The 20,927-nt window shown below is 39.8% G+C and carries 15 protein-coding genes and 1 pseudogene; 6 read left to right on the forward strand and 10 right to left on the reverse strand.

Going from position 1 to position 20,927, the window contains the following annotated elements; all coding sequences use genetic code 11:
• Positions 1–420 precede the first annotated feature (420 nt).
• The 5 genes from H0W62_02910 to H0W62_02930 form a co-directional block, all read right to left on the reverse strand.
• A complete protein-coding gene (locus H0W62_02910; GenBank protein MBA3647493.1) occupies positions 421–1,602 on the reverse strand; it encodes an acetyl-CoA C-acyltransferase in 1,182 nt (393 codons plus the stop codon).
• A 1,085-nt stretch (positions 1,603–2,687) separates the two neighbouring features.
• Entirely contained in the window at positions 2,688–5,090 is a 2,403-nt protein-coding gene (locus H0W62_02915; GenBank protein ID MBA3647494.1) for a 3-hydroxyacyl-CoA dehydrogenase, read from the reverse strand.
• 156 nt (positions 5,091–5,246) lie between these two features.
• Positions 5,247–7,016: a long-chain fatty acid--CoA ligase gene (locus tag H0W62_02920; GenBank protein MBA3647495.1), complete on the reverse strand. Its 1,770-nt coding sequence runs from the start codon at positions 7,014–7,016 to the stop codon at positions 5,247–5,249.
• Positions 7,017–7,148: 132 nt separating this feature from the next.
• A complete protein-coding gene (locus tag H0W62_02925) occupies positions 7,149–7,610 on the reverse strand; it encodes a hypothetical protein (protein MBA3647496.1) in 462 nt (153 codons plus the stop codon).
• A gap of 149 nt (positions 7,611–7,759) precedes the next feature.
• On the reverse strand, positions 7,760–9,172 hold the full coding sequence (locus tag H0W62_02930) for an FAD-binding protein (GenBank protein MBA3647497.1): 1,413 nt from the start codon (positions 9,170–9,172) through the stop codon (positions 7,760–7,762).
• 110 nt (positions 9,173–9,282) lie between these two features.
• Here H0W62_02930 and H0W62_02935 point away from each other — a divergent pair, with 110 nt between their 5' ends.
• From H0W62_02935 to H0W62_02945, 3 genes are all read left to right on the forward strand, one after another.
• Positions 9,283–10,188: a hypothetical protein gene (locus tag H0W62_02935; GenBank protein MBA3647498.1), complete on the forward strand. Its 906-nt coding sequence runs from the start codon at positions 9,283–9,285 to the stop codon at positions 10,186–10,188.
• A 57-nt stretch (positions 10,189–10,245) separates the two neighbouring features.
• Positions 10,246–11,280 (forward strand): S41 family peptidase, encoded by a 1,035-nt coding sequence (locus H0W62_02940; protein ID MBA3647499.1) that lies wholly within the window; start codon positions 10,246–10,248, stop codon positions 11,278–11,280.
• 71 nt (positions 11,281–11,351) lie between these two features.
• Complete coding sequence (locus H0W62_02945; protein MBA3647500.1) at positions 11,352–12,095, forward strand: hypothetical protein; 744 nt, start codon at positions 11,352–11,354, stop codon at positions 12,093–12,095.
• Between the two features lie 73 nt (positions 12,096–12,168).
• Here the strand turns inward: H0W62_02945 and H0W62_02950 are convergent.
• The 5 genes and pseudogenes from H0W62_02950 to H0W62_02970 form a co-directional block, all read right to left on the reverse strand.
• Positions 12,169–13,642, reverse strand: a pseudogene (locus H0W62_02950) (cryptochrome/photolyase family protein).
• 61 nt (positions 13,643–13,703) lie between these two features.
• Positions 13,704–14,189 (reverse strand): D-glycero-beta-D-manno-heptose 1-phosphate adenylyltransferase, encoded by a 486-nt coding sequence (rfaE2, locus tag H0W62_02955; protein MBA3647501.1) that lies wholly within the window; start codon positions 14,187–14,189, stop codon positions 13,704–13,706.
• Positions 14,176–15,192: a flippase-like domain-containing protein gene (locus H0W62_02960; GenBank protein MBA3647502.1), complete on the reverse strand. Its 1,017-nt coding sequence runs from the start codon at positions 15,190–15,192 to the stop codon at positions 14,176–14,178. The genes rfaE2 and H0W62_02960 overlap by 14 nt, the downstream gene beginning before the upstream one ends.
• Entirely contained in the window at positions 15,185–15,547 is a 363-nt protein-coding gene (locus H0W62_02965; protein ID MBA3647503.1) for an aspartate 1-decarboxylase, read from the reverse strand. The genes H0W62_02960 and H0W62_02965 overlap by 8 nt, the downstream gene beginning before the upstream one ends.
• 198 nt (positions 15,548–15,745) lie before the next feature.
• Positions 15,746–16,594: a pantoate--beta-alanine ligase gene (locus H0W62_02970; protein ID MBA3647504.1), complete on the reverse strand. Its 849-nt coding sequence runs from the start codon at positions 16,592–16,594 to the stop codon at positions 15,746–15,748.
• A gap of 221 nt (positions 16,595–16,815) precedes the next feature.
• Between H0W62_02970 and H0W62_02975 the strand changes: the two genes are divergently transcribed.
• The 3 genes from H0W62_02975 (at position 16,816) to glmS (ending at position 20,902) form a co-directional block, all read left to right on the forward strand.
• Positions 16,816–17,628, forward strand: a complete 813-nt coding sequence (locus H0W62_02975) for a glycogen/starch synthase (protein MBA3647505.1) — start codon at positions 16,816–16,818, stop codon at positions 17,626–17,628.
• Positions 17,629–17,704: 76 nt separating this feature from the next.
• The gene (locus H0W62_02980) at positions 17,705–19,045 is read left to right on the forward strand and encodes a DUF4270 domain-containing protein (protein ID MBA3647506.1); all 1,341 of its coding nucleotides are present in this window, start codon (positions 17,705–17,707) and stop codon (positions 19,043–19,045) included.
• 18 nt (positions 19,046–19,063) lie between these two features.
• Complete coding sequence (gene glmS, locus H0W62_02985; GenBank protein ID MBA3647507.1) at positions 19,064–20,902, forward strand: glutamine--fructose-6-phosphate transaminase (isomerizing); 1,839 nt, start codon at positions 19,064–19,066, stop codon at positions 20,900–20,902.
• Positions 20,903–20,927: the final 25 nt, after the last annotated feature.

Consider the following 20,927-nt stretch of genomic DNA (forward strand, 5'->3'; position numbering starts at 1 on the left):
GCACTAGGTAGCTTGCCACCGGTAATGTATGTGTTGAAATATGGAAAACACAATCTCAATAATTTTTCTAATGCCATGTTTACCACATTTCAACACATTGGTAATAATAATGACAATAATATATTGATTTGAATACAAATACTAACTTGGAACTGGCTCTATGAATGGGGAAGCCTACAGCTTGATCTAAAAGAAACAAAAGATCAAGGCTTTATAAAAACATAAGCGCAATCCCAGGCCCTCAATTATTTTACTCATGCCTTATTTTTAGAATGCGGCTATAATCCTAAACAATAACGACATGACAAGATAAAAGGGAATTAAATATTTAACAGAAATCAAAAAGATGGCTCTGAATTTTTTGTTGATTATTCCAGGCAAAATAAATGAGGTTTTAAAATGATCGGCATCACCCTTCGATCAATTTAGTGATTCAATAATTCCTGCGATGCCCTGGCCGCCGCCCACGCAGGCAGTCACCATGCCATATTTTTTATTGCGCCTTTTTAATTCATTTATAATCTGAACGGTAAGCTTGGTTCCCGTGCAACCCAATGGATGACCAAGCGCGATTGCGCCGCCATTAGGGTTCACAAGGGTTGGATCCATATCGAGTGACCGGATCACAGCGAGTGATTGTGTGGCAAACGCTTCGTTCAGTTCAATAACATCAATATCGCCCAGCTTCATATTTGCTTGTCGCAATGCTTTAGGAATGGCTTCAATTGGTCCGATGCCCATAAGACGCGGGTTGACTCCGGCAGAGGCGCAGCTAACCAACCTCGCAATTGGCTTTACCCCCAGTTCATTTACCACTTTTTCACTCATGATGATAACGAATGCCGCTCCATCGGATGTTTGGGAAGAGTTTCCGGCAGTGACTTGCCCATTTAATTTAAAGGCTGGCTTTAACTTAGCAAGGACTTCCGGAGACGTATCTGAACGCGGGCCTTCATCAGTATCTACTATAAACTCCTGTGTTTTTCTTTTCCCATTTTCTACGGTTATTTCTTCGACTTTTATTGGTATTATTTCCTCTCTAAACTTTCCCTCGCTGATTGCTTGAATAGCTTTTTGATGTGATTCATATGCAAACGCATCAGCATCTTCACGCGTAATGGAATATTCCTGAGCTACTTCTTCAGCAGTTAATCCCATTCCTAAAAAGTATTCTGCATGGTCTTTAGCCACATTGTAGTTAGGAACGGTCTTCCATCCGGTAGTAGGCACGAGTGACATGGATTCCGCACCACCTGCTATGATGCAATCTGCCATTCCTGAGCGGATCTTCGCGGTAGCCATTGCAATGGATTCCAATCCGCTGGCACAATAACGGTTGATGGTTACTGCAGGAACAGAAATCGGCAATGCCCGTACAGCGATCCACCGCGCAATCTGTAATCCCTGCTCGGCCTCCGGAACAGCATTCCCTACTATTAAGTCGTCTACTCTTTTTGGATCCAATTCCGGAACGCTCGCCAGGAGCTTTTTAATGACTTCCACTGCAAGGTCGTCCGGCCTCGTAAAACGGAATCCTCCTTTCTTTGATTTACCAACGGCGGTACGAAATCCTGCAACGATATATGCTTCCTGTGATGACATAATTCTATTTTTTCAGTGATTAAATTTATTTTAATTTCTTTTGGCTTTGATCCAAAAGAAACAAAAGATCAAGGCCTTCCAAAAATAAAGCACTACCCAACCTCGCTCTGGAAAAATGAAAGCTGTTAATATGATTGGAAATAATTTTTACTGTCAGCATATTTATTGATACATTTTTCCTCTCCCTAACCTCAACTGCTTTCTTCATGCTTTATTTTTAGAATGCCGGATTAAGTGTAAAGGAAAAAAATGTAATAGTTATTGATTCATCAAATAATATTTTATTCATTTAAATTTCTTTTGGCTTGATCCAAAAGAAACGAAAGATCAAGGCTTTCCAAAAATAAAAGCGCTGCCCGACCTCGCTCCAGGAAAAATGAAAGCTGTTAATATGGTTGGCAATAATTTTTGCTGTTAGCATATTTATTGATACATTTTTCCTCTCCCTTATCTCAACTGCTCTCCTCATGCTTTATTTTTAGATGCCAGTCTAACTGTAGAATAGATACTAATAGCTCGACAAGATAAAAGAGAATAAGAAAAGACAAATGGTTATTCGTTTATCCATTTTTATTTTAAATTTCTTTTGGCTTGATCCAAAAGAAACAAAAAGATCAAGGCTTTCTAAAAATAAAAGCGCTGCCCAAACCTCTCGGGAAAAATGAAAGCTATTTATCAAGTCTGTTATAAATTATACTATCAAAATTTTATTTACACATTTTTCCTTTTGCTCTGCTCAATTACTTAACTCGTGCTTAATTTTTAGAATGCCGCATTAGTGTAAGTCAAATTTTAATGGCTCGAGATAAGCGAAAAAAAAATAAATCGTTATTGATTAATCTGATCATCATTTTAAATTTCTTGGCTTAAATCCAAAAGAAGCAAATAATCACCTTTTGCTTTCCTATTACTCTTGCTCATGCTTTATTTTAGAATGCCGTGTCTTAATGCACCCTGCTCTGTGAATATTTAAAAATTTAAAGGTTAACCGGAATATTTCTTATTACCTAAAGCATGAATAAACACTCAAAACACTTACAATAATAAAGTTTCTATGTATCGCTTTTAACAGCATAGACCTTCTATCAATTCCGTAAGGGTTTACCGGTTTTTAAAATTGATTGCATTCTTTCCATAGACTTTTTAGTAGTGACCAGGCTCAGGAATGCTTCCCTTTCCAAATCCAATAAATACTGCTCACTTACATATGCAGGCGCAGTTAAGTCTCCGCCGCTCATGACGAATGCGAGTTTTTCTGCCATCAGCTTTTCGTGTTCCGTGGCATAGTTTCCATATGCCATTGCGGTAATGCCTGCATAAAATGCAGCAAGCGCACCTCTTCCTAAAACATATATATCGTTGTGGGGAACCGGCATGGTATAACCTTCGCGATGCATCTCCAGCACCTTTTGTTTTGCATCGGCAATCAGGCGGTTTTGATTCATACTGATGTCATCAACACCATTCCTGAAAATATCCATATCAAATGCTTGTTCCGCACTGGTTGCCACCTTCGCGGTTGCAATATTTAAAAAGCGTTTCTGAAGCTCGGGAAATTCAATTTCACCTTCGCGGTATGCATTGCTTGCGCGCAGCGTCATCTCTTTGGTACCACCACCGGCAGGAATAATTCCTACTCCAAACTCCACCAGGCCGATATACGTCTCTGCAGCTGCCTGTACCTTATCGGCATGCAATGCAAATTCACAACCGCCTCCAAGGGTTAGATGGTGAGGCGCAACCACCACAGGAATGGTGGAGTACCGGATGCGCATCGAAGTGTTTTGAAACATCCGGCACGCCATATTCAATTCATCGAATTCCTGTTCACTGGCCAGCATCAGTATCATTGCCACGTTAGCGCCGGCAGAAAAGTTTTCACCCTGATTGCCAATCACTAATCCTGCAAAATTTTTCTCCGCGATTTCAATAGATTTATTAACTCCTTCCAATACTTCTCCGCCAATAACATTCATCTTGGTTTTGAACTCCAGGTTTACCGCGCCGTCAGCTATATCAATTAAGCTGCAGCCGCTGTTTGCCCAAACTATTTTATCAGCATGATTTTCCAGGATGATGAAAGCATCTGTTCCGGAAATATTTTTATAAAGGGAGGAAGAAAGATCATAGTATTTTTTCTTCCCTTCCTCAACTTTGTAGAATGATTTAAAGCCTTTTGAAAGCATCTCCTGAATCCATGGTGCAGGAGTATTTCCAGAGCTTTCCATCGCAGATACGGTTTCTTCCACACCCATTGCATCCCAGGTTTCGAAAGGACCCAGCTCCCAGCCAAAACCTGCGTTTAATGCTTCATCAACCTGGTAGACAGTGTCGGAGATTTCAGGAATGCGATGGGAGACATAAGCAAGCAAACCATAAAAAAAGCTGCGATAGAATTCTCCTGCTTTATCCTCGCCATTCACTGCGACTTTCATTTTCATGCGCAGATTATCTGCCTGCTTCAGTGCCTCAATTGTCTTAAATTTTGTTTTTTCCTTAACTGAATATTCCAATGTTTTAAGATCAATAGAAGGATAAACTGTTTTTCCGTCAATCTTTTCTTTTTTGTAAAAACCCTGCCCGCTTTTATCACCAAGCCATTTATTTTTTACCATCTGGCTGAGCCAATCCGGTATCTTAAAAAGCTCTCTCGATTCATCATTTGGGCAGGCATCATATACAAACTTTGCAACGCTCACCAGCGTATCCAATCCTACTACATCGCTGGTACGAAAGGTGGCAGACTTTGGTCTTCCGATTAAAGGACCCGTAAGTGAATCAATTTGATCGACGGTCATAACCAGATGATCCATCAAATAAAAGATGCGCATGATGGCATATATCCCTATGCGGTTTGCAATAAAGGCAGGCGTATCCTTGCACAAGACAGTTGTCTTTCCCAGGAAAAGATCCCCATATTGAACCAGGAAATCTGTGACGCCTGAATCCGTTTTTGCCGTAGGAATAATTTCCAGCAATCGCAGGTATCGGGGAGGATTGAAAAAGTGAGTTCCGCAAAAATTCTTTTGAAAATCTTCGCTCCTGTTTTCTGCTAATAAGTGAATTGGAATGCCCGAAGTATTTGAAGTGATTAGCGTTCCGGGGGTGCGGAATTTTTCAACCTGTTCGAAGATATTTTTCTTTACTTCTAAATTTTCTATTACCACCTCGATTATCCAATCGCAGCCTGCAATGTCTTTCATGTTATCGGTGAAATTGCCGGTAGTGATCAGCTTTGAAAATGAATGCCTATAAAGAGGAGCAGGATTTGATTTGATCGTATTCTGAAGAGCACTGTTTACAACCCGGTTTTTTACGGCTAAACTATCGGGAGATAAATTTTTTTTCTTTTCGTCGGCCGTCAATTCTTTCGGAACAATATCAAGCAATAAAACGGGTACGCCAATATTTGCAAAATGGCAAGCGATACGGCTCCCCATTACACCCGAACCAAGAACTGCAACCCTGCGTATTTTTCGTGAATTCATGGCGGTAAATTCCTTTTTTCCTTTTATGTTTGTTAAACACCGCAACCATATTCTGCATGAATACTTACATGCACATCAATTTCAGCAAAGAAAATTGAATTCAAAATTGTAATCCCTTTCTTTAAAGAATATACAGGAGCTCATGATTGATACCATTTACTGCTCTTCATACATTTCCTTTATTTCGTTTTGGTATCTATTCAAAATTACTTTTCGCTTTAGTTTTAATGTGGGGGTTAACTGACCTCCCGGTGTCGTCCATTCATCAGCAAGCAATTTGAATTTCTTTATTCTGTCAGTATGACCCAGGCTGCTGTTCTTCTCATCGACTACTTCCTGGTATTTCTGCAGCACCTTTGGCTTACAAATCAGCTCTTCATTGGACGAAAATAAAATTTCATTCTTTTCGCACCATGCTTTCAGATTGGGAAAGGACGGCACAATAAGTGCTGAGACAAATTTTTTAGCATCACCGACCACCATCATCTGTTCAATCAGGAAAGATTCCTTGAAAGCGTTTTCTATAGGCTGGGGTGCGACATATTTACCGCCGGATGTTTTAAACAGTTCTTTCTTCCGGTCTGTAATTTTTAAAAATCTGTCATTCACCCATTCGCCGATATCGCCGGTGTAAAACCACCCATCCGCGTCTATGGCTTTTGCAGTTTCTTCGGGGAGCTTGTAGTACCCTTCCATTACATTTTCGCCCTTACATAAAATTTCGCCATCTTCTGCAACCTTTACCATCACCCCAGGCACCACAGGTCCTACAGTACCAAGCATATTATTTTTTAAATCATAGCGGTTTACAGCAATAACCGGTGACGTTTCCGTGAGTCCATAGCCTTCCATTATGGTGATACCGGCGGCGGTAAATACACGGCCTATTTTAGCATTCAGAGGTGCAGCACCGGAAACAATTGCAAATACATTTCCGCCCAAAGCTTCAATCCATTTACTGAAAACTAATTTTCTCGCTATTTTTAATTGAAGATGATACCACGGTCCTAATTGTTTCTGGTTATCCCACATTTCACCCAGCCGAAGGGCCCAGAAGAAAAGTGATTTTTTTACCCCTTTCAATTCCAGTCCTTTACCAATAATTCTTTCATATACCTTTTCAAGCAACCGGGGGACACAGGTGAAAAAATAGGGTTTAACTTCACGAAGGTTATCGCCGATTGTTTCCATGCTTTCTGCATAATAAACGGAAGCCCCTTTCATGATATAGCAATAGACCACCATTTTTTCAAACACATGGTTGAGGGGAAGAAAGCTAAGCACCCGATGGATATGGTTGATAGGTAATACATCACTCACGGATCGCATATTCTCTATCACATTGTGATGTGACAGCATCACCCCCTTTGGAAAACCGGTGGTGCCTGAAGTATAGATAATGCACGCAGTTTGCTTTGGGTTAATAGAGTCACGTATTGAATTTACCTGATTAATATCTGATGCGTCAGCACGTGTTAAAAATCCTTTCCATTGCGGAGCGCTTGTGTCTTCGTTGAAAGAGAAGATTTCTTTAACGGATGCAATGCGGTTACGGAGGTCCTGGATTCTCTGATACAATTCACCACCCGAAACAAACAGCATTTTCACCTCTGCATTATTCAGGATGTAAACATATTCATCATCACTGATAGTGGGATAAATAGGAACTGTAATAGCACCTATTTGCATGGTTCCGAAATCTACAAAATTCCATAGGGGACGGTTGTTGGCTATGATTGATATTTTATCGCCAGTGCGAATTCCTGAAGCCACCAATGCCATGCTTACTTTGTTTACCTGGTCAATTACCTGCTGAGTAGAATAGCTTTGCCAAACTCCTCCTACCTTTTCGTTCAGGCAATCGTCCTTAGGATATTTAGTAAGCTGATAATAGGGTAAATCAAAAATGCGGGTATAATGATCCATGAACCGGCTTTCGTTTTAAATTTAATAGCATGCAGGGGCAAGGAAAACTTCCCGCAGAAACATTGAATTATTCACCAGCAAGTTTAAGAAAAATAATCATCCGTTAATACCAGGGAAAATACGATTTGCTTATCAGAGTCCAATTGCAAAACCTGCGCGAATGACGGGAACCCGGTAATAGGGACTGTATTGATCCTGCAGCACATCATATAATATGCTGATAAAAAATACCGATCGTCCGTTACCTACCTGCTGGGAATATCCGCCGCCCAGGAGCAGGGAAGGGATCCAATCACGCTCAATGGTGTAAATGCCGGTAAGTGGATCTGTAACTTTTACTACTTCAAAATTATTTGCCTCAAAATCTCCTTCCAGAAATAAACCCTGAAAAACAAGATAGCGGCCAAATACCTGACCTCCGTACAAATTGGTAGAGTATTTAAAATAATTGTCCTTGTAGTAAGAATATCGGAAACCTACGCCGGTGGTTAATTTCGGTGTAACGCGATAACCAATAGCAGGCGCTATTTCTATACTTATTATATCTCCGAAGCTAAGACCCAATCCACCGCCTATTTGGATACGGTCTTTCAAAGGCACCTTTTGAGGTGAAGAATTTGTTTGAGCAAGAGCTGAAAACGAGATACAACTAAAAAAAATTAAAAGATAAAAAACACTACTCTGTTTGAAGATTGTTCTATGATCAATATTCACGTGCATGGTATGTTAACGTTCAAATTTACTTAATCGTTTTCAATAAATATTTTTCCCGGATTCAAAATTCCTTTTGGATCGAAGACTTTTTTTATTGCTTTCATCAACTGTATCTGAACAGGGTTAAAAGCAATATCGAGATAAGGCTTTTGCACCCATCCAATTCCATGTTCGCCGGAAAGTGTTCCGCCAAGCTGAACGCATAACTCAAATATTTCCCGGATGGCAAAAGGTAATTTAATGGTCCATTGGTCTTCATTCATTTCCCCTTTAATAATATTCACATGAAGATTTCCATCACCTGCATGGCCATAGCAAACGGATTGAAATCCATATTTCGCGCCAGTTTCTTTTATCCCTTTCAATAGTACAGGTAACTCTGCCCGGGGTACCACCGTATCCTCCTCCTTGTAAATGGAATGGGACTTTACGGCCTCAGCGACCCCTCTTCTTAATTTCCACAAATCTGCCTTTTGCTGAGCGGTTTCTGCAAATAAAATATCTCCGGTCTCATATTTGGAAACTGCAATACTTATTTTTTCCGCATCCTGGTACAATTGCTCTAAATTATTTCCATCCAGTTCTATAAGTAAATGTGCTTTTATTTCTTCTGCTACAGGAAGATTTTTTACATCAATAAATTGTATGGCCCAATCAATTGCGTCGCGTTCCATAAACTCTATAGCAGAAGGTGTAACACCAGCAAGAAAAACCGCATTTACTGCCTCACATGCTTGGATCGCAGAACGGAATGGAACAAGCATCAGCAAATCATATTCAGGATATGGGATTAATCTCAATATGATTTTAGTTACAATACATAAGGTTCCTTCGCTGCCTACTACCAGTTGCGTAAGATTATAGCCTGTTGCATTTTTCAGCACATTTGCACCTGTCCAGATGATTTCACCATCTGGCAAAACTACTTCCAGGTTGAGCACGTAGTCTTTTACTACCCCATATTTCACCGCCTTCGGACCACCTGAATTTTCTGCAATATTTCCACCAATAAAACAGGAGCCGCGGCTTGCCGGATCGGGAGGGTAAAATAAATTTCGTTCTTTCAGCTCGTCCTGCAGCGTCTGAGTGATTACACCAGGCTCCACAGTTACCTGGTAATTTCTTTCATCAATCAAAATTATTTTATTCAACCGCTCAAGAGATAAAATCACTCCTCCATATACAGCTAAGGCCCCGCCGCTTAAACCAGTACCTGCACCCCTGGGAGTTACACAAATATTTTCCTGGTTACAAAATTTTAAAATACTGCTTACCTCTTCAGTGTTGAAGGGAAGAATTACAATTTCAGGTGGAAATCTTAAATCTTCTGTTTCATCATGAGAATATTTTTGTAGCGAATCGGAATCCATAAACACATAGTCAGGACCTACTATTTCCTGAAAGTGCAGTACATGGTTTGATAGAATTTTTTGAAAGATCATTACGGCAGCAAAAGACCTGGTAAAATTAATCAAACTGAAAACTTACCAAACGTGATGTAGTGAAAGCAATTAAGTTTATAATTTGCATCCCAGGGCTCTATTTAACGCATATGTTTAGATTCAGAATTTTGTGGATACTGTTTAATATCTTAGCAATACATTCAATATCCCAGGCTCAACCGGATACTTCTGATAAGAAAGGAAATCTTTATTTTAATATTGGTGCCGGCCCGATTTTTTATACTTATAAAGATGTATTAGTATCGCCTAACACCTATACAACGGTTGGTATACATCCCGGATTAGAACTAGGTTATGAAAAAGATTTCCCAAACTATCATGGCCAGACTTCGCTCTATACCGGACTGCAATATTTAAACGATGCGCCAGGCAGAAGATATGGAACCATTACCTCTCAAATGCTGATGGCCGAATTTAATACCTCGCGGTGCTGGGAGCTAAAAAAAATTATGCGGGAAAGAATAACCTGGCAACTTGGTTATAATGTAACTGTTGGATACAGTCACGAATTGAACATTAAATTTCAAAATTCCCAATATGTTTTCGGATTGTGGACAAATGCCGGTATTGCGAACCGCTTTGCGTATTCATTTGATATTAAAGGAGAAAAGCAACTATGGTTTATACATTTCCGAAAGCCTGATTATCCGTTTGAAATTAACTGGCAGTTAAACGTTCCGCTGGTTGGTGCCATTACGAGACCTAACTATGCAGGGATTCTTCATTTTGCAAATGGAGATTTTGCACAAGACTTTATAAGGATGATGAAAGACAATGCAAACTTTACTGCCTTTCATAATTTTCAGTCGGTGCATTCTCAAATAGCCTTTCAGGCACCCTTGGGAAATAGTAACCAATTAAAAATTGCCTACGTCTGGGAAGGAATTCATTATGGCAACAATCTGACGTCTCTGAGTGAAAGCTACGGCGGCGTTCTGGTTTCACTCATGTTTAAAATGGATAGCCATCCGTCAATAAGAAGTCAGCGTAAATAGTAAAATGAATAATATAAATTGTTAGAAAATAAAAGGATTAATTACTGTTAAAATCTAATGAAAAACTTTCTTGTTATTATAGTATTGTTATTTGCAACGGGCTTTTTTTCATGCAAAAAAGCATTTGTAGAGCCTGATATTGCTGATAACCCAAAACAGAATTTTGAATATTTATGGAGCGATATCAACAACCGTTATGCATACCTCGATTATAAAGGTCTTGACTGGAATGCTATCCATTCAAAATATGCTGAGCAGGTGCATGATGGAATTAGCAATACAGCACTTTTTTCAATACTTGCGAATATGATGAATGAACTGCGTGATGATCATTCAAATCTAATTTCGCCTTTTAATGTATCTGTATATTACCCCACGTTTTTAAACAGTCCTGAAAATTATGATGACCGGCTGGTTCTGGAGCATTATTTATTGAGGCATGCTTCGCAATACTATATAACCGGACCATTATTAAATACCATTATCGATACCCTGGGAGTAAGGATTGGATACATCCGTTATTCTTCCTTTAGCAGAACCGTTAGTAATTATGATATTGATTTTGTGATAAATCGTTTTAAAGGGTTGAATGGTGTTATAATTGATGTTCGCAATAACGGCGGTGGTGATGTATCAAATATTTTTCCGCTTGCTAATCGATTTTTTGATACCACACGATTAGGTTATACTTCGCAATTAAAAACAGGTCCCGGGCAAAATGATTTTGGAGATAACGAAAATGTTTATTTCGGACCGGTTGATGCCTATCATTTTACCAACAGGATCGCTGTATTAAGTAACCGGAATAGTTTTAGCGCCACGTCGCTTTTTTGTACTGCAATGAAATCCTTACCCTATGTAAAAATGGTTGGTGATTCTACGGGAGGCGGCATGGGAGCACCGAATGGAGGTGAACTACCTAATGGCTGGACTTACCGGTTTTCAGTCAGCCGCGCCCTCGCACCCGATGGTTCGAACTGGGAAAGTGGAGTGCCTGCAGATATCCTGGTTGATCTGGACCCCACCCTGGAACAACAAGGGTATGATTCCATAATCGAACGTGCTATCCAGTACATCATTTCCGGGAAATAGTAAAACAATTACACTGTATGCTTGTTTTCATAGCTGAAAAATTATCTGCTATCTTGCCAAAAATTTAGTTGATGATCAAAAAAATTATTGTTGCAGCCGGTATTCTTTGTTTTGCCGTTTCGGTTTCTGTTCGGGCTCAAAAAATATATACCGCATCAGCTGGTGAAACCATATTTTCATTAAGTAACATGCAGGCAGGGAATGATGACGCAAAACCTGTTATCAGGTTTTCTCCTTTTTTAAATTATCAGCAACAGCTTCATTTTGAATATTCTAATAATGTTGGATTTTATACAGGGCTTGGTATACGGAATGCAGGCTTTATAAACAAGTTCGGTGACTCACTGAAAGTAAAAGAAAGGTCTTATTCCCTTGGAGTTCCTGTGGTATTTACTTTTGGAAACCTTACGAATGGATTTAATTTGGGAATAGGTGCTGAAGCTGAATTTATGTTTGCATGGAAAAGAAAAGTATTTGTGAATGACAGTAAAACCAAGTATTCCCAATGGTTTTCGGACAATGTAAATTTTTTCAATCCATCTGTTTTGGTGGAAGTAAAATTTCATACCGGTCAGTATATCCGTTTAAAATATTATTTGCGCGATTTTCTTCAATACCAGCCCGGTGGCTTGTTTTTGCCAAATAACCAGGGGATATTACCTGACTATGCAAGATCAAGTAAGTTATTTTATATATCACTTGGAAGTGTTGTATTTAAAAAGAATTTAAAGCCCCGTCCAATAAATGACCCTGATATTAAAACGAACCATACTTTAAATAAAAATACAGAAGGCCAGGTAAGAAAAAGGTCTTGAGAATGCTGTGGAAAGCTCAAATGCCGAACATTACTTTTTGCATTAGATTTAAACAGAATTGTGGGATTATCATTTAGCGATCAAGTCCCTCCAGGAAATTTTCAGCTACCATTAGATGCTGGTCCATTTTTTTCCTGTCTAGTTTTTCCAATGCGTTAATTATCATTTTCATCCGTGGGTTTTGTCGTAGAAAATCCCGGTGTAAAAATATAAACCGCCAATACAATGCATCCCATATTTCACACCACGGTCCTTTTTTGAAATTGCTCATTTTCAAAATATAATTGGATCCGCTCAAGTATGGTTTCGTGCTCATTAAACCTCCATCAGCAAACTGGCTCATGCCATAAACATTAGGTACCATCACCCAGTCATAAGCGTCGATGTATAACTCCATAAACCATCGGTATACCTCATCGGGATTAAATTCACAAAGCAGCATAAAATTTCCCATCACCATCAGCCGCTCAATGTGGTGGGTATATGCATGGATAAGCAGGCGCTTAATCACATTATCAACCGGATCAATCCCGGTAGTTCCATTATAAAACTTTGCGGGGATTTTTCTGGTATGGTTCCATAAATTTTTTTTTCGCTGTTCTACGCCTTTCAGCTGATAAACACCTCTTACATATTCCCGCCAGCCCGATAATTTGCCTGATAAACCCTTCCAGGGAAGGAAGCGGTACCTCATAACTTGTTGCTGTATTTATTGCTTTACTTATAACTTCTTCAGGAGTAATTAATCCGGTATTTAAAACTGGCGTGAGAACTGAATGAAAAAGAAAAAAATGGTCCTGTGAAATAGCGTCCTGGTATGGACCAAAAAGATGAAACCGCTGCAATAAAAAATTATCAATCCAGCTTCTTGCATCTGAATAGGTAACGGGATAAAGGAAGTCTGCTATTGTTCCGGGATTTTTCGGGAAATTTAGATCTACATATTCTGCTGCTTCTTTGGTAAAATAATTCAGTGGGAGTATTGCAGCGGAAGGTACCTGAAGAGTTGCAGGTAAACGTTTGCGGTTTTCTTCATCGAAGCTCCATCTACCACCTGAAGGTTGATTGTTGTGAACTAAAATATTCAATCTTTTCCGCTGAGCAATATAAAAATCGTGAAAAAAAAATCTCTTCGAAGCGGAGAAATTGGAATCAAGATCTTCCTGCGTATTTAAAAAACAGGGACTGTTATAACGTTTTAAGATGATATTATTTCTCTTTGCATATTTGGAAATTCTGCGGTTAAGCAGGTAATCTGCAGGCTCACAAAAGTGTACTACTGTAATTCCAAGGCGATTAAAATCAAGGAACAGATTTTCCAGATGATGTAATTGGTCAAAGCACGAAATATATTGAACTCCAAATTTTCCCTTTAATAAATATTCCTCGTAGAACTTCATTGAAGCTCTGTGCAGTAAAAGCTTTTTCTTATGGAAGGAATATTGTTTGAAAAACAATTCATCCTCCACTAAAAATACCTGCCTGGAAGGATGGAGACATGGATTATGTTCGAATAGCTGGTGTGGAAAAACAAGAGATGCTTCCATGTTCTACATAACATAAGAGCCATAGAAGTTGTTTTTGCTTTTATATTGCAATCTGCGGAAGCTATCGCATTTTATTTACGATATTAGTTGTAGATAAACCTTGCAACAGCGGCACCACCTCAATGCTGCCTCCTGTTCCTTCTACAAGGTCTTTACCCACTACTTCCCCTATGCTGTAATCACCGCCTTTTACCAATACATCAGGCTTAATATTTTGTATCAGGCTATATGGTGTTTCCTCATCAAAGAGAATTACCGCATCTACGAAAGTAAAAGATGCCATTATCAGAGCACGGGAATGTTCGTCCTGGATGGGACGATCAGGTTTTAATTTTCTAACAGATGCATCAGTATTTAAACCGACAATCAATACATTTCCAAAGGATCTTGCCGTTGAAAGCAGATGAATATGCCCCTGATGAATAATGTCAAAGCAACCATTGGTGAAAACAATGTTTTTATCCTGAAACCGCCAGACGGCCAGCTTATTTTTAAGCTTACTCATCAATACGATTTTTTGCTCCATTACTTCCTTAAGGTAGTTCATGCGGAGACTTTTTATTTATAAACGGTAAAATTACCAGCGAAAGCAGGCCAAAAGTTAGCATCCCGAATACCTGCGTAGAATGTGATAAAATGGCAAATGCAAGGCCATCATCCTCAGCAATCCCGAACAATACCAGGGTCTGCGTAACCAGAGCATGAAATGCTCCAAAGCCACCCTGAACCGGGGCTGCCCATCCAAAACCCCCGAAAACCATAGTAGCCAGAGCCGCTATCCACCCAAGATGTGACGTAGCACTAAAGCTGAAAAAACATACATAGGACATTAAAAAATAAAGGAACCAGATTAAAAAGGTGTACAATAAAAAAAGGTTTCGGTTCTTTAATTTTCCTACTGTTTTTATGCCATCAATAAAACCTCTTACCATACCACCAAGCTTTAAATAATATTTTGAAGATTTCAGGCGTGTCCACAGCAGCCAGGACACCAGCAAAATAACTACGATAACGACCCCTGTTATTAGGTAAAAAAGCAAGGCTTGTGTAAAAAGCACAGTTAATTTATTTTCCAACGGAGCAATCACATACTGATTACTGAAAGCGCTCATTTTTTCGAATTCAAGGAGAACGGTTACAAACAGCAGAAAAAAAATGGTAGCAACATCAATTATACGCTCTACCACCACGGTGCCGAATACTTTATTAACAGGCATTTTTTCATAGCCGCTCAGCACTGCGCTGCGGCTTACTTCCCCAAGTCTGGGTAAGGCAAGATTTGCAAGATAACCGATCATTACAGCCCCGAATGTATTTTTCAGTTTAGGCTTATATCCGAGCGGTTCAATAAGCATGTTCCAACGGAGCGCCCGAAATATATTACTGAAAAATGCAAAGACAAGAGAGAGTAATGCCCACCACCAGTTCGCATGTTTCAACTTTTCCCTGATCTCGTTGATGTTCTGATTTTTAATAACCAGCCAAAAAAGTACCAATCCTATAGCAAGGAACAATACTATCCGTAAAACAGATACGATGTTTTTATTCACGCACGGTAATTAAGCGATTGGTTGTTTCGTCCGGAAATATAATGGATGGCTTGAAGGTTTTTGCCTCTTCAAATTCTAAAATGGTATAGGAAATCACAATTATAATATCGCCAACCATTGCTCTGCGGGCAGCCGGCCCATTCATGCAAATGGTGCCTGACCCGTTTTCACCTTTTATCACATAGGTATCAATTCTTTCCCCATTACTTACATTTACGACCTGCACTTTTTCATTTTCGATAAGGTTTGCTGCCTGCATCAAGTCCTCATCAATAGTAATGCTACCTATGTAATTGAGATCTGCTTCGGTAACTTTTACCCTGTGTATCTTCGATTTTAATATTTCTACCATCATAGAGGCGGCAAAGATAGAAAGAGAAACATTATAGCCTTGTAAGTCGATAATGTGAAAGTTCCTTTTAAGGAATCAGCCGCTATTAATTAATAAAGGATCTGTATGAATTGAGTATTCAGCATTAGATAGAATATGAAAAACAGCGAAAGGACGATGAGAATGGAAATAGTATTTTATGCGAAGGATACTTTCGGTAGCTTAATGTAACAGTATGTTATCCAAAAGACGTACTGCTGCAATTTTTACAGCAGTAACCACTACAATATGTTTTGCACTATTCCAATCAGAGACTGTAGTAAAGGCATCTGCGTCACAGAATTCCAGGTAATCTAATTTGGCTTCAGGAATAGAATTGATTCTTGCAATGGATTTTTTTTGTAATTCCGGCAAACCATAATTCCGGTAATTATCACGGATGAAAAATAAGGTTTCTGCTATGCCGCCTGCATTTTTTCTTTGCTGTTCAGTAAGGCGTTCGTTTCGGGAACTCATGGCTAAGCCATTGCTTTCCCGTACAATGGGGCACATGACAATTTTAGTTGCAAATTTTTTTTGTAACAATAACGCTTGCAAAACTTTAACCTGCTGGTAATCTTTTTGGCCGAGATAAAGGTGGTCAGGCTTTATGATCTTTAAAAACCGGTCTACTACGTTTGCCACTCCTTTAAAATGACCCGGTCGGGAAGCACCTTCTAAATAATGTTCCAAATAGCCTAAATGGTAGGTGTCAAGTTCATTTATCCCTTTATCATAGATCTCATTTTCGTTCGGAAGAAAAAGCAAATCACATTCCGCCTGCTCCAGTAATCCAATATCGTTCTCTGTAGGTTTAGGGTATTGTATAAAATCTTCAATCTCATTAAACTGTGTTGGATTGACGAAAATGCTGCAAACAGTAAAATCATTTTCTTGTTTCGAAGCTTTAATAAGGGAAAGGTGACCTGCATGCAAGGCGCCCATTGTAGGAACCAGGCCCACTATGCTACCCTTAGATTTTTTGAGTACGACTAAGTCTAAGCACTCACTGGATTTCTTTAATACAATCACCAGGTGTTTTTTCTTGTGAGGGTGAAGTTAGAAAAAGCCCTAAGGTCTGCCGTATACTGAGCCTTTGACTGTAACTGGTTTCCCGTAAAACACATTATACGGTTATCAACAGTGGTCTTATTCTTTCTTTTGGAAAAGTACAGGGCTTTTTTTATTATCTTTGCGCATTGATTTTTAGGAAGTTACTACCAATACTACAGCTCTTTAACTGACTTTGGCCCATGGATAAGAAAAGAGTGCTGATCATCACCCAGGAGATGAAACCCTATCTGGTGTTATCAGAAATTGCACGCATCACCAACCAGTTGCCGGTTCATTTACAAAATCAAGGTATGGAAATTCGGGTGCTGATGCCTCGGTTTGGCAGCATTAATGAGCGACGGCATCGTCTTCATGAAGTGGTACGTCTTTCCGGTATCAATATCATTATCGATGATGATGATTTCCCCCTGATTATTAAGGTTGCTTCTCTTCCCGGGGCGCGCCTCCAGGTTTATTTTCTCGATAATGAAGATTTTTTTAAGCGCAAATTCGATTTCACAGACGAAGGGCAAAAGTTTTATGATGACAATGCAGAGCGCATGATTTTTTTCTGCAAAGGTGCCCTGGAAACGGTTAAAAAATTTGGATGGCCACCGGATATTATCCATTGCCATGGCTGGATGACAAGCCTTATTCCAATGTATATTAAAACAGTTTATAAAAAAGAACCCGTCTTCCACAATGCGAAAGTGATCTTTTCCGTTTACGATAATGCTTTTCAGGGGGCATTGGCAAAAACCTTTCAAACCAAGGCGCTCATCCATAAAGATATTAAAGAAACAGATTTTGAACCTTTCAAAAAAGCGGATTTTAATAGCCTCACCAAAGGTGGTATCACCCATGCTGACGCTGTTATTTTAGGAGATAAAAAGGTAGACAAAACTATTAAAACGTATATAAAAGCGGCAAATAAGCCCATACTGGATTTTGTTAATGGAGAGGAATATTTGGGTGCTTACCAGGAATTCTATCAAACACTATTGAAGAAGTAGACAATCCGCTATTCATTTAAAAATTTCATTTCTGATATTTTTTACTCTTGCTTAAAATTTTAAATAGTATAGTAGGATGAAGATCAGAATGTTGTTTTTTGGGCTGGTTTCAGGCATCATCAGTACCTTTTTTCTTAGCTGTAATAAGAATACTCCAATAGGAGTAGATATTTTGCCATCGGGAGATTTTATAAATGGCGTTTTTTCAGATACCTTTTCTCTTATTTCAACTACTGTAAGGCAGGATTCAGTAAAGACAAGTACCCTCTTTAATAATGTATTGGGGAATATGCTGGACCCCGTTTTTGGAAAAACCTATGCTGCTATTTTCACTGAATTAAAACTCCCTACTAATTCTGTAGATTTTGGTACTCCTGATACCCTTTTTATAGATTCTGTTGTGCTTACACTTGCCTATGCGGGTATATACGGTTTCAGTGATGTTCCCCAATCAATTTCAGTTTTTGAAGTAACGGAACCGTTGAGTCCGCTTCCAGCCGATGGCTATTACTCTGATAAATTTTTTTCAGTAAATCCGGAACCTATCGGGAGCCGTCAATTTTTAGTGCCTGATTTAACTGACACGGTTATAGTTTTGGGTTTGCCGTTTCCGCCCCACCTGCGCATACGCCTTTCTGATAGTTTCGGTCAGAATATATTGAATCAGTCCGGCGGGACTAACCTTTCAACTGATACCCTGTTTCGGGAATTCCTTAAGGGACTGCTGATTGCACCCGATACGGTAAGCACACCAAACTCAGCAAGCCTCATCTATCTCAACCTGTTATCACCAACCAGTGGTCTTCGCCTTTACTGGCATACCCCAAAAACCACTTCACAGGCATTTGTGCTGCCTATTACAACCGATATCGTTAAAACCAATTATTACCGGCATAATTATTCAGGGTCCGAAGTTGAAAAGCATCTTCAGTTTCAATCTTCTGAAGGCGATAGTATTGTCTATGTTCAGCCTTTGGGCGGAGTAAAAACCCGTATTAATATTCCGGCGCTCAATACTTTAAAGAATGTTCTGATTAATAAAGCGGAGATCATCATTACCCAGGCTCCGGATCCGCAAAATTCCGATACCGCTTATACAACACCTACTATTTTATATCTGGCGGCGAGTGATTCTCTAGGCCGTAATATATCCCTTCCTGATCAGCTGCTTGTTTTCCCTTCGCCAGGCGGTCAGCGAACATTTGTAACCAATTCTTCCGGCGCAACCGTAGCGCAATATCATTTCAGCATTGCAAAACAGCTTCAATTAATTATTGATCAAAAGAAAACTGATTATGGGTTATTCATCATTCCCTATAGTCCGGGTGAAAATGCAGCAAGGTTAAGAGCAGGAGGGTCCAACCGCAATGATGATATGAAGATGAGGTTAGACCTGATCTATACAAATTTAAAATAATAAAAAACCAGATCATTCATGTGTGGAATAGTTGGTTACATAGGAAATAAGCAGGCATTTCCGATTTTGATGAAAGGATTACACCGTTTGGAATACCGCGGATATGACAGCGCCGGTGTGGCCCTTATTAATGGGGATATTAAAATCTATAAGAAAGCTGGGAAAGTGAGTACTCTGGCAGAGTTTTGTCAGGATAAAGATACGGAAGGCACCATTGGTATTGGCCACACCCGATGGGCAACCCACGGGGAACCAAACGATATTAATGCACATCCCCATTTTTCTGAAAAAGAAAATCTCGCCATTATTCACAATGGAATTATTGAAAATTATGCGCCTCTAAAAGAAGAGCTTTTACAGCGGGGCCACCATTTTAAATCCGAAACTGACACGGAAGTGCTGATTCATCTTATAGAGGATATTCAGCAAAACGAAGGAGTGAATTTAGAAGAAGCCGTGCGCATTGCATTAAATGAAGTAATAGGAGCCTATGCCATAGTTATCATCTCTAAAGAAAATCCTGATATTATTATAGCTGCCCGAAAAGGCAGTCCGCTGGTGATAGGAGTAGGAGAAAAAGAATTTTTTGTCGCCTCAGATGCCACACCCATTGTAGAATACACTAAAAATGTGGTGTACATGAACGATGAGGAAATTGCTACTATGCACCGTAATGGAAAGCTGAGCATCATGACCATCGGAAATAAGATGAAGACGCCCTATATACAGGAGCTCGAGCTGAAGCTTGAGATGCTTGAGAAAGGCGGGTTTGACCATTTTATGCTGAAAGAAATTTATGAACAACCTCATTCTATCCGGGATTCGTTGCGTGGGCGCTTAAATACTTATACAGGAAAAATAAAGCTCGGCGGCTTTTCAGAATATGAGCAAAAGCTTGTAAATGCAAAAGGACTGACGATGGTGGCATGCGGCACATCCTGGCATGCAAGTATTGTGGGCGAATATTTATTTGAAGATCTTGCCCGCATTCCGGTAGAGGTGGAATATGCCTCTGAGTTTCGGTATCGCAACCCCATTGTAAATCCTGCAGATATAATTATTGCAGTGTCGCAGTCGGGCGAGACGGCCGATACCCTGGCTGCCATCGAGCTTGCAAAGTCAAAGGATGCTACCGTTTTTGGTATTTGTAATGTAGTAGGATCGTCTATAGCTCGCAGCACCCACGCAGGATCATATACTCACGCAGGCCCTGAGATAGGGGTGGCCTCTACAAAAGCTTTTACAGCACAGGTCTCCGTTTTAAGTATGCTGGCTTTAAGGGTTGCCCGTGAGCGGGGAACCATTACACAATCACGCTACCACCAGCTTATTAATGAGCTGGATGTGATTCCGGAAAAGGTGAAGGAGGTGCTAAAAACAAATGATCAGATTAAGTACATCTCAGACTTTTTTAAAGACATGAGGAATTTTCTTTACCTGGGAAGGGGATATAATTTCCCGGTAGCATTGGAAGGGGCACTTAAGCTCAAAGAAATATCCTACATCCATGCAGAAGGCTATCCTGCTGCGGAGATGAAGCATGGCCCCATTGCGCTGATCGACGAAGAAATGCCCGTGGTAGTGTTAGCTACAAAAGGGGGTCCTTATGATAAGATTATTTCCAATATACAGGAGGTGAAAGCGCGGCGTGGAAGAATTATTGCCATTGTAACAAAAGGCGACAAGATTATCCGCGACCTTGCTGAATTCGTGATAGAAATTCCGGAAACGGAAGAGGCACTTACACCACTGCTGTCCGTCATTCCTTTACAGTTGCTGGCGTATCACATAGCTGTTATCAGGGGTTGTAATGTTGATCAGCCCCGGAACCTTGCCAAGAGTGTTACCGTGGAATAAGTCTATAACTTAATTTAATGGGTTA

Source organism: Chitinophagales bacterium, from assembly GCA_013816805.1.
Classification (GTDB): Bacteria; Bacteroidota; Bacteroidia; order Chitinophagales; family UBA10324; genus MGR-bin340.